This is a genomic window from Streptomyces globisporus, from assembly GCF_003501885.1.
GTDB lineage: Bacteria > Actinomycetota > Actinomycetes > Streptomycetales > Streptomycetaceae > Streptomyces > Streptomyces globisporus_D.
In genome coordinates this window covers 1-16,427 of record NZ_QWFA01000158.1, presented here as the reverse complement: position 1 = coordinate 16,427, position 16,427 = coordinate 1, and the positions used below count along the sequence as shown (strand labels likewise).

At 68.7% G+C, this 16,427-nt stretch carries 11 protein-coding genes; 4 read left to right on the top strand and 7 right to left on the bottom strand.

The window, feature by feature from the left end:
• Nucleotides 1–77 precede the first annotated feature (77 nt).
• From D3105_RS25205 to D3105_RS25180, 6 genes are all read right to left on the bottom strand, one after another.
• Complete coding sequence (locus D3105_RS25205) at nt 78–2,621, bottom strand: carbohydrate binding domain-containing protein (RefSeq protein ID WP_118905316.1); 2,544 nt, start codon at nt 2,619–2,621, stop codon at nt 78–80.
• A 96-nt stretch (nt 2,622–2,717) separates the two neighbouring features.
• On the bottom strand, nt 2,718–3,776 hold the full coding sequence (locus D3105_RS25200) for a LacI family DNA-binding transcriptional regulator (protein WP_118905315.1): 1,059 nt from the start codon (nt 3,774–3,776) through the stop codon (nt 2,718–2,720).
• On the bottom strand, nt 3,769–6,243 hold the full coding sequence (locus tag D3105_RS25195) for a glycoside hydrolase family 2 protein (RefSeq protein WP_118905314.1): 2,475 nt from the start codon (nt 6,241–6,243) through the stop codon (nt 3,769–3,771). The genes D3105_RS25200 and D3105_RS25195 overlap by 8 nt, the downstream gene beginning before the upstream one ends.
• A gap of 47 nt (nt 6,244–6,290) precedes the next feature.
• Entirely contained in the window at nt 6,291–7,157 is an 867-nt protein-coding gene (locus D3105_RS25190) for a carbohydrate ABC transporter permease (protein ID WP_165891077.1), read from the bottom strand.
• Between the two features lie 8 nt (nt 7,158–7,165).
• On the bottom strand, nt 7,166–8,131 hold the full coding sequence (locus D3105_RS25185) for a carbohydrate ABC transporter permease (protein ID WP_206272886.1): 966 nt from the start codon (nt 8,129–8,131) through the stop codon (nt 7,166–7,168).
• 138 nt (nt 8,132–8,269) lie between these two features.
• Nucleotides 8,270–9,583, bottom strand: a complete 1,314-nt coding sequence (locus tag D3105_RS25180) for an ABC transporter substrate-binding protein (RefSeq protein ID WP_118905312.1) — start codon at nt 9,581–9,583, stop codon at nt 8,270–8,272.
• A 316-nt stretch (nt 9,584–9,899) separates the two neighbouring features.
• On the opposite strand from D3105_RS25180, the gene D3105_RS25175 reads away from it, so the two are divergent.
• Entirely contained in the window at nt 9,900–10,895 is a 996-nt protein-coding gene (locus tag D3105_RS25175) for an ROK family protein (protein ID WP_240647009.1), read from the top strand.
• A gap of 98 nt (nt 10,896–10,993) precedes the next feature.
• On the opposite strand, the gene D3105_RS25170 is transcribed toward D3105_RS25175, so the two are convergent.
• A complete protein-coding gene (locus tag D3105_RS25170; protein ID WP_118905310.1) occupies nt 10,994–11,182 on the bottom strand; it encodes a hypothetical protein in 189 nt (62 codons plus the stop codon).
• Nucleotides 11,183–11,976: 794 nt separating this feature from the next.
• Here D3105_RS25170 and D3105_RS25160 point away from each other — a divergent pair.
• The 3 genes from D3105_RS25160 (at nt 11,977) to D3105_RS25150 (ending at nt 16,396) form a co-directional block, all read left to right on the top strand.
• A complete protein-coding gene (locus D3105_RS25160) occupies nt 11,977–13,155 on the top strand; it encodes a cytochrome P450 family protein (RefSeq protein ID WP_118905308.1) in 1,179 nt (392 codons plus the stop codon).
• 272 nt (nt 13,156–13,427) lie between these two features.
• Nucleotides 13,428–15,995, top strand: coding sequence for a sensor histidine kinase (locus tag D3105_RS25155; RefSeq protein ID WP_118905307.1), 2,568 nt, complete (start codon nt 13,428–13,430; stop codon nt 15,993–15,995).
• Nucleotides 15,992–16,396 carry a roadblock/LC7 domain-containing protein gene (locus tag D3105_RS25150; RefSeq protein WP_118905306.1) on the top strand — a complete coding sequence of 135 codons (405 nt, stop codon included), beginning with the start codon at nt 15,992–15,994 and terminating at the stop codon, nt 16,394–16,396. Before D3105_RS25155 ends, D3105_RS25150 begins: the two co-directional genes overlap by 4 nt.
• The last annotated feature ends 31 nt before the right edge of the window (nt 16,397–16,427 follow it).

Here is a 16,427-nt window from a genome sequence, read left to right as displayed (position 1 = left end):
ACTCCATCACGGCCACCGACTGAACCGGTCGACCTGCCGGGCACGTCAGGGTTGTTGTGCCCGGCAGGTCGACCGGTTCAGTCGGTGGCCGTGATGGAGTCGATCCAGGTCGTGCCGGCCTGTCCGTTGAAGTAGAAGGACAGTTGTGCGATGTGGGTCAGGTCGAGAGGGCCCTCTGTCGCCCAGGGCGGGTTGGTGAAGTCCGCGAGGGGGATGTCGATGGTCGTGCTGTCGGTGCCGGTGAGGGGCACCTCTTTCTCCCAGTAGATACCGGCGGCGACGAACTGGACGGTCAGGCTCCGGCCGTCGGTGCCGTCCGGCCGTGCCCACAGACGCAGGTTGCGCGCGCCGCCCCAGTCCTGTGCGGTGGGCAGCGTACGGATGATGCCCGCGTAGCCGGGGACCCCGGGGTCGTGAGTGGCGCGCAGGGCGTGGCCTTCCCCGTCGGCGTGCTGGCTGTCGAGGGACAGGGCCACCGGGCCGCCACCGGGGTTGCGGACGTAGGCCGCGGACAGTGCCGCGCCGTCCGGGTATCCCTCGAAGTCGTCGACGGTCAGCGCACCGGTGGTGAAGGAGGCGGGAGCACCGTCGGCGCTCCGGAAACCGGCGCCGTTCACCGCGGTAACCTGCAGGTGATAGGTGGTGTTGGGGCGGAGGTTGACGGGCGGGCGGTAGCTGGTGGTCCGCAGGCCGGTCACATCGATGACAGGGTCGGACAGATCCGCGTTGGTCGAGAGGACCACCGCGTAGTGCGCGGCGTTCTCGGAGGCGGTCCAGGTCAAGGGGTCGCCGACGGGCACCCCGGTCGCGCCGTCGCCTGGATTCTGCCGGAACGCGCCAGGTGGGGCGGTGGCGACGGACGCGGCCTCCCGGACCAGGGTGATGCCGCTCAGGGGTGCCGGGCGGGGTGCCTCCGCCCAGACCAGCCGTACACCCTCGGTGCCGCGTGGGGGCTCGATCCGCAGTGTCGTGGTGCCGCCGGTGGTGGACCGGACGGGTTTCACCTGCTTCCAGGTCGTTCCGTCCCGGGTGACCTGCACGGTCGGCAGGGCACTGCCCGCGCGGGTGGCGAACTGTGCGGTGAACGCCTCGGCACGTACCACCTTCCATGCGGCGTGTGCCGTGGCGCGGGGCCGGGGCGCGATGCGAACGCCGTCGCCGTCGGGTTCGCGTCGCAGACTGTCGCTGTGCGCCGACATGCGTGCCCAGCTCTGGAGTGTGTCCACCTCGACGTCCTGGCTCGGACCGGCGCCCAGGGGCACAGATGTGGCGAGGGTGCGTCCGGCCCGGTCGAGTGCGCTCACCCGGTACGACGCCTGGGTCCGTGGAGTCGTGGCGTCGAGCCACGGCGTGTCGATATCGCCTACCGGGGTCGTGGTGAGTGTTGTCCACGGGCCGTTTGCACCGCGCACGGAGCGCTGGACACGGTAGGTGTGGGCGCCGGCGGTGCCGCGCCAGGCTATTTCGTTGATACCGGACCGCTTGGTGACCGAAGTGATCAGCGGTGGGGTGACGGGGAGGGCGGGCAGGCGCCGTTCCCCGCCGATCATCCTGGCGAGCGCCGCGTTGGCGAGGACGTCGGTGCGCATCGCGGCGGTGTCGCCCGGGTAGTGCAGCGTGAAGCCGTCGTCGTGCTGGACGTGTCCGTGGTCGTCGGCGTGGCCGAACAGGGACCAGGAGAGCACACCGGTGACGTTCGGGTCGTCCGCGAGGGTGAGTGCGTCGGCGGCGGTGAGGCTGTCGGAGCCGTGCTCCCCGGCTATGTAGACCTTGCCCCGGCCGGTGACGCGCGCTGCGTCCGCGGCCATGGTGACGGCCGAGGACGGGTAGTAGTGGACATCGACGATGTCGACCTCGGGCGATGCGAGAGCTGAGGTGTCGACTCCCTGCTGGCGTCCGGCGGAGATGAGTTGCCGAGGTGCCAGCTTCCCTAGGTACGCCCCCATCTCGTCGACCCAGTCACGGGTCATGCCGTTCAGTTCGTTGCCGAGCTCCCACGACATGATGGTGGGGTCGTCCTTGTAGCGCAGGCCGGTATACGGGTTGCGGTGGTTGAGTACCTGCCGGCTGTACTCCTTGTACGCGGCCTTGGCTCGGGGGTCCGTGTAGAAGTCTTCCGGGTCCTGGAGCCCCAGCCATTTCGCCATGGTGGGGTGACCGCCGTGGTAGTAGTCCCACTGGTCGGTGAGCGGGACGATCAGCCGCAGTCCGTAGGCGCGGGCCCGCGCGATGGCGTAGTCGATGGGAGCGAACGCGTCCTCGTTGAACTCACCGGGTTCCGGCTGGATACAGGGGACGCAGCCCAACGATGTGCCGAGCGTGTGTGAGCGGACCACGGTGGCGTTCATGACACGTGCCGTCTTGAGCGCGTCGTCGATACGGAAATAGGTGGGGTGGTCGATCCCGCTCACGTTCTCGTCCAGGCCGAGCCAGTACAGGTTGGTGCCCGCGAAACGGAACGGCTCCCCCTGCAGTGTCAGTGTGGTCCCCTCCCGCTCCACGAAGGTGTCTGCGGTCCGGGTAGGCGGATCAGCAGTGGCGGGGGACGATGCGACGGTGGCGGTGACGAGAGCACCGACCGTCAGGAGGGCGGCAAGGGTTCTTCGGCGGTGTCGGGGCATGGCAATCCTGCCTTTCGGCTCAAGAGGGCTGGGAGGCGGCGGCAAGCCGGCCCGGTCCGGAGGGGGTCTCCGGCCCGGGCGCTGCCTTGGCCGTCGTCAGTCGGTGGGTTGCCGCGGGGGCGCGCTGCTGCCGCGGGGCAGCAGTACCGGCGGAGCGGCCGGGCCGGACGACAGATCGCGACGGTGGACGACGTCGAACAGCCGACGGGTCACCTCGGCGCCGAAGCCGAACACGTCATGGCTCATGGCCGAGAGGGTGGGATGCGTGAGCTGGCACAGCTGCGAGTCGTCCCAGGCGATCAGGCTGACGTCCCTCGGTACGTCCAGCCCCATCTCGGCGGCGACGGACAGACCGGCGACGGCCATGATGTCGTTGTCGTAGACGATGGCCGTCGGGCGGTGCGGGGAGGACAGCAGCGATCGGGTCGCCCGGGCACCCTGCTCCCCCGAGTAGTCGGTGGTGACGCTGCGGGCCGGCTCCAGCCCGAGTTCGGCCACGATCGTGTTCAGCGCGGCGGTGCGGATGATGGTGTGGCCGAGCGACGGATGGCCGCCCACCCGTGCGATCCGTCGGTGCCCAAGGGCAGCGAGGTAGCGCACCGCCTCATGCACGGCGGCCTCGTCATCGGTCCACACCGAGGTGAACCCGCCGGTCAGCGACGGGTGGCCGACCGCGACGGCCGGCAGCCCGATCGACGCCAGTTCGGTGACCCGGGGATCGTTCTGCTGGATGTCGACCAGGATGGACCCGGCGATCCGGCGCGACTGCCACCACTCGCGGTGGACGGCGATCTCCTGCGTGACGTCGCGCACCAGGTGCAGGAGCAGGGAGCACCGGTGTTCCTCCAGGACGGACTCGGCCCCGGAGATGAACTCCATGTAGAAGGGCTCCAGCCCGAGCTGCCGCGCCGGCCGGGCGATGACCAGGCCGACGGTGTCCGCAGCGCCGGTAGCGGATCCGGACAGCTTGATCGCGGTCTGGCTCGGCACCCAGCCCAGCTCGGTGACCGCCTCCATGATGCGTTCACGCGTGGCTTCCGAGACACCGGGCCGGTTGTTGAACGCCAGGGACACCGCTCCTCGCGACACCCCGGCCCGGGCGGCCACATCATTGATGGTGACGCGCCCGGACCGGCGTACAGGTGTCTCACTCACGGCCGGCCGTCCCGTTGACGCAGAACAGCGCGCCGCCCGCGACCTCCGCGGTGGGGTGCTCCCAGCGGGTGACATGCCAGGTGAAAGTCTCGCCGGGCAGCAGGGTGACCCGCCCGTGATCGGTGACTGCGTCCGGGGCCAGCCGGTCCGCCTGCAGCACCAGGTCCCGTACCAACCCGGTGGCGGTGACCGTGACCGCGACACCGTTTCCGCTCTCCTCGCTCACCCGGACGTCGTAGGAGGCGGCCGGATAGGCGAACTCACGGTCGGCGCAGGCGAAGTGCACGGCGCGCGAGCCGTCCGCATCGGCGACGAGGAACTCCCGGCGCGCGTCGCCGAACTCGGTGACCGTACGGGGCAGCCCTTCCAGGGCCACGCTGTTACCCGCGGCCTTGAGCGTGACCTCGGCGCTTGCCAGCAGCGTTCCGTCCGCGTCCATCCGCCGGACCGTGACGGTGGTGTCCCACGTGGCGGCGCCCTGGTTGCAGCCCGCGACGACCAGCGCGTCGTCCCGGAGCTGGAGTGTCAGCAACCGGTCGGCGTACAGACGGCGCATCTCGAAGTACAGCGGCTTGAGCCGGGCGTCACCGTCGATCGCCGCCCAGGAGGTCACCGGCCAGCAGTCGTTGAGCTGCCACAGCACCGTGCCGGCGCATCGGGGCCAGTGGGAGCGCCAGTGCTCCACGCCTGTGGCGACCGCACGCGCCTGGTTCAGTTGGGTCAGGTAGTGCCAGGTGTCGAAGTCGGCCGGCGGGGCGAAATGGTGGTCGAGCCCTCGGTTCAGCTTGCCGTTGCCGTCCTCCGCCTTCTGGTGGTGCAGCATGGCGGGTGAATCGGCGGTCAGCGGCCGCTCGGACAGCGCGCGTTCCAGAGTCGCGTGGGTCGGTGGTGCCTGCCAGCCGAACTCCGCCATGAAGCGGGGCACCGTGTTGAGGTAGTCGCTGTAGTCACGGCGGTTCCACACCTCCCACGAGTGGGTGGTGCCGTGGTCGGGATCGTTCGGCGTGTGGTTCCACGACCCGGACCAGGGGCTACCCGCCCAGTAGGGCCGCGTCGGGTCCGTCTGCGCCACGATGCGGGGAAGCAGGCCCAGGTAGTAGCCCTCCCCCCAGGATGCTCCGGCGAGTTCCTGCTCCCACTCCCAGTCGGCGAAGCCCCAGAGGTTCTCGTTGTTGCCGTTCCACAGCACCAGCGAGGGGTGGGGCATCAGCCGGGACACGTTCTCCCGGGCCTCGGCCTCGATCTCGGAGCGCAGTGGCTGCTCCTCAGGGTAGGCGGCGCAGGCGAAGAGGAAGTCCTGCCAGACCATCAGGCCCAGTTGGTCACAGGTGTCGTAGAAGGCCCGGTCCTCGTAGATCCCGCCGCCCCAGACCCGTACCAGGTCCACTCCCGCGTCTGCGGCCTGGGTGAGGCGGGTGCGGTAGCGGTCGGCGGTCACGCGGGTGGGGAAGACGTCGTCGGGTATCCAGTTCACTCCTCGGGCGAAGACCGGAGTGCCGTTCACGACCAGGGTGAAGGCGCTTCCGTGCGCGTCCTGGGACGTGTCGAGTTCGATCGTGCGGAAGCCTATGCGTCGCTCCCATGTATCCAGGGCGTGATCGTCGTCGCCGTCCTCCAGCGCGACGGTGCACTCGTACAGTGGCTGGTCGCCGTAGCCGCGCGGCCACCACAGCTTCGCGTCCGGGGTCCGTACGGTCACCGTGGCGCTCCTGGATCCGGGCGCGACGGTGATGTCCGAGGAACTGTCTCCGACCGTGGCCACCAGACGCAGTGGCCGGTTCCGGCCGGTCGTCGTGCGGTCCAGGTCGACGGTGATCTCGACGACGCCGCTCCCGTCACCCGCGACGGTGGCCTGCGGACGGACCTCGGCCAGCCGGGCGGTGGACCACTGCTCGATGCGCGCCTCACGCCACACGCCGGCCGTCACGAGCGTGGGGCCCCAGTCCCATCCGAAGGAGCAGGCCATTTTGCGTACGTAGTTGAACGGCTCGGGATAGGAGTTGGGCCGCTGACCCAGCGCCTCCTGGACCGCCTCGGCCTCGGTGTACGCGGAGGTGAAGGCGACTTCGAGCGGGGCAGGGCCATCGGCCAACAGGTCCGTGACGTCGAACCGGTAGGAACGGTGCATGTTCCGGGTACGCCCCAGCAACTGCCCGGCAGCATGGACGGCGGCGACCGTGTCCAGCCCGTCGAAGACCAGCTCGGCCCGCTCGAAGGCGTTGTCCCGCCGCGGCAGTTCGGTCGCGTAGGTCCAGTCGGCACGGCCCACCCAGGCCGCCTCCGACTCGTTGCGGTCGAGATAGGGGTCGGCCAGCAGATCCGCCGCCATGAGGTCGGTGTGGACGCATCCGGGCACCTGCGCCGGCACGGTGGCTCCGGCCAACTGCGAGGGCGCGTCCTCGGGGATGCCGCGATCGGTGTTCAGGCGCAGCGTCCAGCCCTGGGACAGCGGCGTGCGGACCTTCATGCGTACTCCTTGAGATGTAGTGCGGGGTGCGAGGGCGGGCGGACAGGTCATTTGGTGGAACCGGCCGCGAATCCGCTGTAGATGAAGCGCTGCAACGCCAGGAAGACGATCAAGGTGGGCACGATCACGACGATCGTGCCGGCGGAGATGGTCTCCCAGTGGGCGCCGAAGGGGCCTTTGAACCTGAACAAGGCGGTGGATATGGTGCCGAGTTCGGGGTCCGGCATGTAAAGGAAGGGCACGTAGAAGTCGTTGTAGATCGCGATGCCCTTGACGATGACGACGGTGGCGATGGCCGGTCGCAGCATCGGGAGGATGATCTTTCGGTAGATCGTCCAGGAGTTGGCACCGTCGATGCGCGCGGCCTCGTCCAGGGAGACGGGTATGGACCGGATGAACTGCAGGAAGATGTAGATCGAGACGATGTCGGTGCCGGTGTACAGCAGGATGGGCGCCCACCGGCTGTTGAACGCGCCGAGATCGTCGATCACCTGGAACGTCGCGACCTGGGTGGTCACGCTGGGAACCAGCGTCGCCAGCAGGAAGAGGCTCATCACCAGCTTCTTGAGTCGGAACTGGAAGCGGTCGATGGCATAGGCGGTCATCGAGCCGATCAGCACGGTCCCGGCGGTGGAGATCACGAGGATCAGCGTCGTGTTGCCGAACGCCCTTAGCATCGCGCCCTGTTCGATGGCGGTCGCGTAGTTGGCGAAGTTGAACCAGTCCCCGGGCAGAGACAGCGGTCCGCTGCTCGCCACCTCCGACTCGGTCTTGAGCGAGGTCAGCAGAACGACGATGAGGGGCACGAGGACGACTGCCGCAGCTACGAGCAAGGACAGGTACTTCAGGACGACAGCAGTCGCGGCCGGTACGGAACGGCCGGCACTGACCCTGCGCCGTGCCGGGGCGGACATGTCGGTGGTCACGAGAGCTCCACCCTCTCCTCGGGAAACAGCCGGCGCTGGACCCAGGTGACCAGCAGGATCAGGAGCAGCAGGACGACGGCGGACGCCGAGGCCAGGCCGACCTTGTCGAACTGGAAGGCCAGCTTGACCGTCTGGATGACGAACGTCTCGGTGCCGTTGGCGCCACCGGTCATGATGTACGGGATCTCGAAGACAGCCAGAGACCCGGAGACGGCGAGGATGAAGCTCAAGCTGATGATCGGCTTGATGCCGGGGGCGATGATGTGCCGGAACTGCTGCCAGCGGTTGGCCCCGTCCAACTCGGCTGCCTCGTACAAGTGCGGCGGAATGGACTGGATCGCGCCGAGGAACAGCACCATGTTCAGGCCCATGAAGCGCCACACCGACACCCCCGCGAGCGAAGGGTTGGCCAGGTCCGGGTTTCCCAGCCACAGGTGCTCGCCCTCCGCCCCCACCAGCCGCAGCAGTGTGTCGAGGGTGCCGTCGGGCTGGAAGAAGTACAGGAACACGAATCCGACCGCCACCCCGTTGATCAGGTAGGGAAAGAACAGCAGGCCCTTGAACAGGTTGCGGAACCGGGTGTTGAAGCTGAGGACCGTGGCGAAGTACAGCGCGATCGCAATCTGGAGGAACGACGCCACCAGGTAGAACCCGCTGACGAGGAACACCTCGAACCGCGCGGGCCGCGTCACCAGGTCGGTGTAGTTCTCCCCGCCCACGAAGGAGCGCGAGGGGCTGATGCCGTCCCAGTCGGTGAAGCTGTAACCGATCATGTCGGCCACCGGCAGGAACGTGAACATCAGCAGCAGCGTCAGGGGTGCGGCCAGGAAGAGCCAGGGGGTCAGGGCTGTGATCGTGCGCCGCCTGCCGGCGCGTGGCCGGCCGTGTGCGGACTCCGGCGGCAGGGTACTCCGCCGGTCGGCGGCCGGCCCCCCGGTACGGGGCTTGTGGGCAACGGTCATCTCATGGTTCCTCGTGGTGGGTTCCCGGTCGGGGCGGATCTGGGGAGGGGCGGCACGGTGAGCTGCTCATACGGAGCCCTCCCCGGTCGGCTCGGAGCACGTCTGTCCTGCTCGGGGTCTCACCGTGCCGCCACGTGGTCAGCCGCCGAGGGCCTGCTGCGCCTCGGTCCACTTGCCGTTCAGCTCACCGAAGTAGCTGCCCATGTCCCCGTCGGCCGCGCCCCGGGCGACGTCGACCAGCTTCTGCCGATAGCCCTGCGCGGTGATGCCGATCTCGGACGCCTTGTCGATCTTGTTGACGTCGACGATGTTCTCCTGGCGCTGCGGGATCATCGTGACATCGTTGTCGGAGAATGCCTTGAGCGTGTCCGGCAGCGGAGCGCCCTTGACCGAGGAGATGGACCCTTCGCTCGCGGCCTGGCCCGACTTGGTGATGTACCAGTCGAGCCACGCCCGCGCCGCTTCCTTGTTCTCGGAGTGCGCGTTGACCGCGTACTGGTAGTCAGGGCGCAGCACGGAGCAGTACGCCCCGTCACGCTTCGCCGGGAACGGCATGAACGCGATGTCGTCGGGGTTCTTCCCAGCAGCCTCCGCTCCCGCCCGCATCTGGGAGATCGCCCAGGACCCCAGCCACATCGATGCGATCTTGCCGGATCCGATCTGCGCCTTGGAGTCTTCCCAGTTGGTGGTGGTCGGGTCGGGCTCCGACAGCTTCTTCTCGACGACCGTATAGAGGAGCTTGTCGATCTCGTAGAGATCCGATCCGCTGCTCCAGGGCTCCTCGGTCTTCGCCAGGGAGTCGTAGGACCCAGAGTCACAGGAGGGTGAGCCGATGGCGTTGGTCCAGTTGGTGAGGGGCCAGCCGTCCTTGTAGTTCGTGTAGTACGGGACGGCGTCCGTCTTCGCCTTGATCGTCGCCAGGTCCGCGACGAACTCCTCGGGCGTGGCGGGCCAGTCCTTGATGCCGGCCTTCTCCCAGACCGCCTTGTTGTAGACGAACCCGTTCGCCACCCCGATGTTGGCCAGGCCGTAGACCTTGCCACCCACCGTCGCGTGGTCGGTGTAGTCGAATGCCGCCGACAGCTTGATGGAACTGCCGAGCGGCGCGAAGAAGTTGGGGTACTGCTCGACGGAGAGGGAGTTGGGGATCAGGAGGACGTCACCGTAGTTCTCGGTGTTCATCCGGATCTTGGTCTCGCCCTCGTAGTCGGTCAGCCCTTCGAACTTGACCTTCACGCCCGGGTAGATCTTGTTGAACTCGGCCGCGTACTTCTTCAGCGAGCCGTCAGCGATCTGGTCCGTCCTGTTCGTCAGGACCGTGATGCCGCCCGACACCTTCGCGGGATCGCTCGGCGGAGCCGCGATCTCGCCACTCGCCGCATCCTCCTGGCCACTACACGCCGTGACGGAAACCATGATCGCTGCCACCAGAACCACACCTGCTCTGCGCATTTCCTCCACCCCTCGCTGCACGACTATCGGCACCAAGCCCGGAGGGGAGCCGCCGGGACTCCAGCCGCCCGGGGCCTGATGAGCGCTCAACGTAGACGTAACCCGGAGGCAATGTCCATAGACCGGTCCACCCGGATTTCAGCGCCTCGACAAGGCGCTGAACAGCGACTTTACTAAACCTTGACTAAATCAATCGCCTCTTGAACTCACCGGCCGACGCTACTTCACCAACATCTGGACAACGTTGTCAGACGGTGATGTGATGTGGCGCGCTCACCGAGTCACATATGACGCACCTAAACAGAGGGGCATTACTGTGAGTAGTCGACAGTCGAAGTTTCCACTCCCGAACGATGGCCTGATCGCCGCTCTCGATATCGGCGGAACCAAAATTGCGGGCGCCCTGGTCGACCAGGATGGCGTTCTGATTCACCGTGCACGCCGCACCACCCCGGCTCGGGAATCCGCCGACGTACTCCTCGGTGCGGTCTACGACGTGCTGGGCTCCCTGGCCGCCAGCCCTCTGTGGGAGAGGGTTGGGGCCGTGGGTATCGGCAGCGCGGGCCCGATCGACCTGGCACACGGGACCGTGAGTCCTGTCAACATTCCTGCCTGGAGGAACTTCCCCCTCGCCGAATCCGTCACGAGGCATCCAGATGTGGGCCATCGGCAGGTAACGCTGGCGGGTGATGCCGTGGCAATGACCGCTGCCGAGCATCGCCACGGCGCGGCACGCGGACACAGGAACGCCCTGTGCCTTGTGGTGTCGACGGGGGTGGGCGCCGGCCTGGTGCTCAATGGCAGTGTGTACCACGGGCTCACGGGCAATGCCGGTCACCTCGGCCACATCAGCATCGACTTCGACGGTGAAGCATGCCCCTGTGGAGCGAGAGGCTGCCTGGAAGCCATCGCCAGTGGCACCGCCATCACCCGCCACGCGCTTGCCCTCGGCTGGCAAGCACCTCTGACAGCGGACACCGCAGGAGTTGCGGCGTCGGCTCGAGCCGGTGAAGCAGCCGCCATCGACGCTTTCGACCGGGCGGCCCGCGCACTGGCAGCGGGCATTGCCGCCACGGCGGCGCTGATCGAGATCGACATCGCCGTCGTCGGGGGCGGTGTCGCCCAGGCCGGCGAGGTGTTCTTCGAACCGCTCGCTCGCCACCTTCGACGCTACGCGGCCATGCCGTTCCTGAAGGAGCTGCGCGTCGTGCCCGCCGAACTGGGGCCCGACGCCGGTCTGGTCGGCGCCGCGGTGCTGGCATCGGCGGGAGATTCAGCCGTTCCGGTCATGCTCGGCCATGGCAGTCGGTAGACGGGGCCACGCAGAACTCGTCGGGCCCCTCCGGTCTCGACCGGCGCCCAGACCTCCATCCAGGACGCCGTCCACATGACCTCAGGTCAATCCGTTCGTCAGCCACCCGGCAAAGTGCCCTTGACGCGGACGAACAGGATGAGAAACACCCCCGCTACATAGGCCGCAGGTCGAACGTTCTTCGCCTGCCGGGCACGCGCGACGGGCCTTTCGCTGTACGGCGCCCGAAGGTTGGCGGGCGCTGCCGCTTCGCTGCCATCAGCTACCGCAGAGTCGTCGTCGATCATCAGGCCTCACCATCCCGCAAAGTATCGGCCGAGCGCCGGCCACTGGGCCTCCAGGCTTCACCGCCCCCGCCGGAATCGAAGCCGGTCGACGGCCCCGTACTGCCGTACTGAGCAGAAGGCACCCGTCAGCCAACGGAAGTCCCCCTGGGACTCTTCTGGCCTTCCGGCCTCGTCAAACGGAACGAATGTGAAAGGCCGAAAGGCCATTCGCGCAGGTCAGTGGCCAACGGCCCCTCCTCGGGTCCGGTCACCGCGCTCGCTGGTCTCTTCCGGGACATCTGACCGGCCGGTGTCGTGCCCTCGGGCCCCAGGGGCACGACACCGTAAGATGCCATCTGACCAGCGAATGTTTGCCCCTCACGGCCCCTCACACGTCACTGATGCTTTCAGCGCCTTGCACAACGCACCCGCAAGATGATCTTGACTAGTCGACGATACGTCAGGCAACCCTGTGCAACCATCGGCCTTGCATCGATTCGCCACCGAACGACCGTTGGTTGGAAGCGTCCTCGGCGAATGTCACGTCTCTCCCGTGGTGCCCGACGGTACCCCGAAGACAACCGGCCTTGGGCCTGCTCTTCGTCGCGGTCGGGATCGCCCTGATGTTCAACCGGGCGATCTGGAAGAAGCTCAAAGGACCGAAGAACCAAGGCCCGACACCGCTCCGCGATGGCGAGTCTTCGTCCCTTCGGCCGGAAAGAGGTCCGGACAGTTGGGACGCACTCTTCGCCCAACCCGTCAGGAGAAGGCGGTTCCGCCGATGAACCATGTCTTCCCCGTTGGAGCCTGGGACCATGACTGACCCGACGAAGAACCCCCACTTCCTCCGGGACCCCTATCCGACGTATGACGCCCTGCGCTCCGCATGCCCGGTGCAGCCTCTGCGGGCCGGCTCCGGCGGACACACCGGCTACCTGGTCACCGGCTACGCGGAAGCCCGGGAAGCCCTCGGTGACGCCCGGCTGTCGAAAGACACCGCCGTCTTCTTCGCAGGGAAGAACTCCCGACGCCGTCTGCACCCCGCGGTCGCACAAACCATGCTGGCCAGCGATCCACCCCGGCACACCCGGCTGCGCAAACTGGTGACAAAGGCGTTCACCAAAGGAGCCGTCGCAGAACTGCGCCCGTTCATCACCCGCGTCACCGACAAGCTGCTGGACCAGTGGCCCGCCGACGAGCCGTTCGACTTCGTGGCCGGCCTGGCGGTGCCACTGCCGGTCATCGTGATCTGCGAATTGCTCGGAGTGCCACCGGCCGACCGGCCCGATGTCCAGCGCTGGTCCGCTGAACTGTTCGCGGCGGGAGAGCCCGGCGTCATCGACGCGGCCTCGCACGCGATGGCCGACTACATGACAGACCTCGTCGCCGACAAGCGGCAAGACCCCGGCCGGTCCTTCCTCGACCGGCTCATCTCGGCGCGCGACGGAGACGGCCATCTGAGCGAGGAGGAACTGATCTCCATGGCCGTGCTGCTGCTCGTAGCCGGACACGAGACCACGACCAACGCCCTTGGCAACGCCCTCCTCGCGCTGCTCCAGCACCCGGCCGAGCTGGATCGCCTTCGTGGGGATCCCGACGGGATCCCCGCCGCACTGGACGAACTGCTCCGCTTCGACGCCGCGGTGAGTACGGCCACCTTCCGGTTCACCACGGAAGCCGTCACGCTCGGCAGCACCGATGTCCCGGCCGGCACCCCGGTCCTGGTCGCCCTCGGGGCAGCCAACCGGGACCCCGGGCGGTTCCCTGCACCGGATCAGCTCGATCTGGACCGCGACGCGACTGCTCACCTCGCCTTCGGCCACGGCATCCACCGCTGCGCCGGTGCGCCCCTGGCCAAGGCCGAGCTCGAGATCGCTCTTCGCGCTGTCCTGGCCCGCTTCCCCGGAATCAGCCTTGCCGTACCCGCAGAGCTGCTGGAGTGGCGACGAACCCGCCTCGTACGCGGACTTGTCTCCCTTCCCGTCCTGGCGTAGCGGCGGGCATGAGGATTTCTGCTCACTTGTGAGCGAAGCAGACCCACGACTGTGCGATCGGTGTGCACTTTTTCGGTGATTCACCCGTCCGAAGGCGCGTCCTTCGGCATAGGATCATGCCGCGCGTGCCCCTGGGGCCCCTTCCGTACCACCAGCATCACTCCCCCAGCGGTACGCCGTCGCCGACACCCCCACCGGACCCCCCACAACCCGTTAACAGGTATCCGCGTGTCACCGATACTCAAGCCCGGCTCCGGCGATGGAGCCGCGCAGTGAAAATCAATCGTCGCCTCGTCCTCCTCGTCACCGCACCGCTCACCGTGGCCCTCGCCTTCTCGGTACTGGCCCTCGCCCCCGCGACCCATCAGGCGCTCCAGGCAGGGCGGCTGACCTCGATGGTCGAAGTCGCAGAGCAGGCGAGTGAGTTGACCTACCGGCTGCAGCGCGAGCGGGCGGCCGCCACCGCCCTGGTCTCCGAACAGGGGGACGCGGAGGAGTTCCGGTTACGTACGGAGGAGACCGACCGGAGCATCGCCGGACTCCGCGGCCGGGCCGAGAGACTCTCCGCCGTACCGGGCAGCGCCAGGAGCGCTCTGGACCGTATCGAACGTTTCGCGGAGGAGATGCCCGGGCTGCGCGCCCAGGTCCGCTCGGGGAGCAGCACCGTCTCCGCCCTCGCCTTCGGCTATCGGATCGTGATCGCCGACCTCAACAGCTACCGCGACGGCATCGCGCAGGCCGACGGCGTCGACGCCGACATCGCGGACCGGATCCGCGCGGCGGCTGCCCTGTCAAAGGCCGCCGAGCACTCCGCCCAGCAGCAGGTCACGGTGGCGAGGGCACAGGCCGCGGGCGGCTTCACCACCGCATCCCAGCGGACCTTCGACGCCGGCCGGATGGGCTACACCGAGTCGATCGGCGTCATGTTCGACCTCGGCCCGGGCGCCTGGCGGACCTGGCTGGAACGCACCCTCTCCGGGGCGAAGGCCCTGGAGGCCAGGCGCCTTGAGGACGAGATCGGGCGCACGGGCACCGGCAAGGACATCACGGTCACCCCGAAGGAGTGGCAGAAGGCGACCAACGACCGCCAGGAGCTGCTGCGTTCCGTGGAGAAGCGGGTCGACGCGGCCGTCCTCGCCCAGGTCTCCGACGTCCGCACCACCCTCGTCCGGACGGCCGGGGCGGAGGTCGCCCTGGTGGTGCTGACCCTGGTCGGCGTCGTCGTGGTCGCGATCCGCCTGGGGCGCGTCATGGTCCGGCGGCTGCGCGATCTGCGCAACGCCGCGCACGAGGTCGCCCACTCCGGGCTGCCGACCGTGATGAGGGAGCTGTCCCAGCCCGGCGCGCTGCGCGGTGCGACGCCCGAGGAAGTGGCCCGGCGCACCGGCGATCCGGTCGGGACCACGAGCGAGGACGAGATCGGCGAGGTCGGTGAGGCGTTCAACGCCGTCCACCACGAAGCCGTCCGCCTCGCTGCACAACAGGCGCATGCGCACGAGCAGTTGGCCGAGACACTGGTCGGTGTCGCACGCCGGGGCGCCCGGCTCACCGCGGTCATGGTCTCCGAGCTGGACACCGTGCAGCGGGACGAGGCCGACCCCGTACGGATGAAGGCCCTCTTCGCTCTCGACCATCTCGCCGTGCGCATGGAGCGGAACACGAACAACCTTCTGGTGCTGGGTGGTTACGGGAACGCCCGGGTCCGCTCGGCCGATGTGGGGTGCTCCACGGTCATCGTGGCCGCCGCGCAGCAGATCGAGCGGTTCGACCGCGTCTCGCTCGGCGTGATCGAGTCGGGGATCGGCGTCACCGCCCGCGCCGTCCACGACGTGGCGCACATCCTGGCGGAGCTGCTCGACAACGCGACCCGGTACTCGCCCCCGGACAAGCAGGTCGGGGTCGCCGTCTGGCGGCTGTGGGACCGGGCGGTCGTGCAGATCGTCGACGAGGGTGTGGGCATGACGGCGGAGCGCCGCGCGGTCCACAACGCCGCGCTGCTCGAACCGCAGGCGGGCATCGGCGATGTCCGGTCCATGGGGCTGCACGTGGTGGCCCGGCTCGCCGCGCGCCACGGCATCGTTGTCGAACTGCGCGACTCCTCGGGCCCCGGCACCATCGCCGAGGTGACGCTGCCCGCGAAGGTGCTGGCCCTGGACTTCACGGAGGACCGGGGGCCGTCGCAGGGCGGCCTCGGCAACGATGTCGGCTACGAGACGCCGCGGCCGATCACACCCCCGGGACCGCACGGCCGCAGGCAGCCGGCCCGAGCGGGGGCACGGCCCGGCCACCACGGCACCCCGGGCGGCGCGGGCCTCGGCGCGGGCGCCGCTACGGGCGGGGGCACAGGTACCGGCCCGGGTACGGCCGTCGGTACGGGCCCGGGCGCGGGCGTCGGTACGAGCCTGGGTACGGGCATGGGTACGGGCGTCGGCCCTTCCGGGGCCGACGTACCGGCAGACCGCGGCGACCGGGAAGTCCCGCCCGGCCACGAGAGGCCCCGCGAGGACGAACGGCCGGGCGTCGGCGCACGGGACCGGGAACCCGGCAGAACGCCCGCGCCGCGTCCCGCCCGCGACGAGCCGGTGTCACGGGTCGCGGGCGTCAGTTCCTCGGGGCTGCCCCTGCGCCAGCGCCGAGCGCCCCAGCAGTGGCCCGCCGCGGGCCGACGGGACGGCGCCGAACAGCGCCCCGGCGCCGGTTCCCCGCGGCCGTCGCCCCGCCGTCGGGACTCCCGGCAGGTCTCCGACGTACTGGCGGCCTATGCCCAGGGGATCAACAGGAGCACGAACCACCGGGGGCGTTCCGCCCCGGACGACCACACCGAACGGACCGAGAAATGACCACCTCCTCCGACCTGAGCTGGATCCTGAGCGATTTCGCCGGGCGCCTCCCGGAAGTCACCCAAGCGATAGCCGTGTCCGTGGACGGACTCGCGCTGGCGTACACCGGCGTGGAACGCGACGACGCGGAACGGCTGGCCGCCATCGCGTCCGGCGTCGTCAACCTGCTCTCCGCGGCAGCCCAGTTGACCGACACCGACCCGGTGGAGCACAGCCTCACCGCGATGGAGGGCGGCTACATGTTCTCGATGGCGGTCTCCAGCGGCGCCTCGCTGCTCGTCACCACGACCAGGGACGCGGACATCGGCGAGGTCAGCTACATGATGTCCGAACTGATCAACCAGGTCGGCGATTCCCTGTCACCCGAGGTGCGCGACCCGAGCCTGCCGCCCGCGCGCTGAACGCCCCCTCCCCGACCGCCCCTTCCCCGAC

Coding starts and splice junctions, on each gene's coding strand:
- D3105_RS25205 (WP_118905316.1), bottom strand. CDS start 2,621: ATGCCCCGACACCGCCGAAGAACCCTTGCCGCCCTCCTGACGGTCGGT.
- D3105_RS25195 (WP_118905314.1), bottom strand. CDS start 6,243: ATGAAGGTCCGCACGCCGCTGTCCCAGGGCTGGACGCTGCGCCTGAAC.
- D3105_RS25190 (WP_165891077.1), bottom strand. CDS start 7,157: ATGTCCGCCCCGGCACGGCGCAGGGTCAGTGCCGGCCGTTCCGTACCG.
- D3105_RS25185 (WP_206272886.1), bottom strand. CDS start 8,131: ATGACCGTTGCCCACAAGCCCCGTACCGGGGGGCCGGCCGCCGACCGG.
- D3105_RS25180 (WP_118905312.1), bottom strand. CDS start 9,583: ATGCGCAGAGCAGGTGTGGTTCTGGTGGCAGCGATCATGGTTTCCGTC.
- D3105_RS25170 (WP_118905310.1), bottom strand. CDS start 11,182: ATGATCGACGACGACTCTGCGGTAGCTGATGGCAGCGAAGCGGCAGCG.
- D3105_RS25160 (WP_118905308.1), top strand. CDS start 11,977: ATGACTGACCCGACGAAGAACCCCCACTTCCTCCGGGACCCCTATCCG.
- D3105_RS25150 (WP_118905306.1), top strand. CDS start 15,992: ATGACCACCTCCTCCGACCTGAGCTGGATCCTGAGCGATTTCGCCGGG.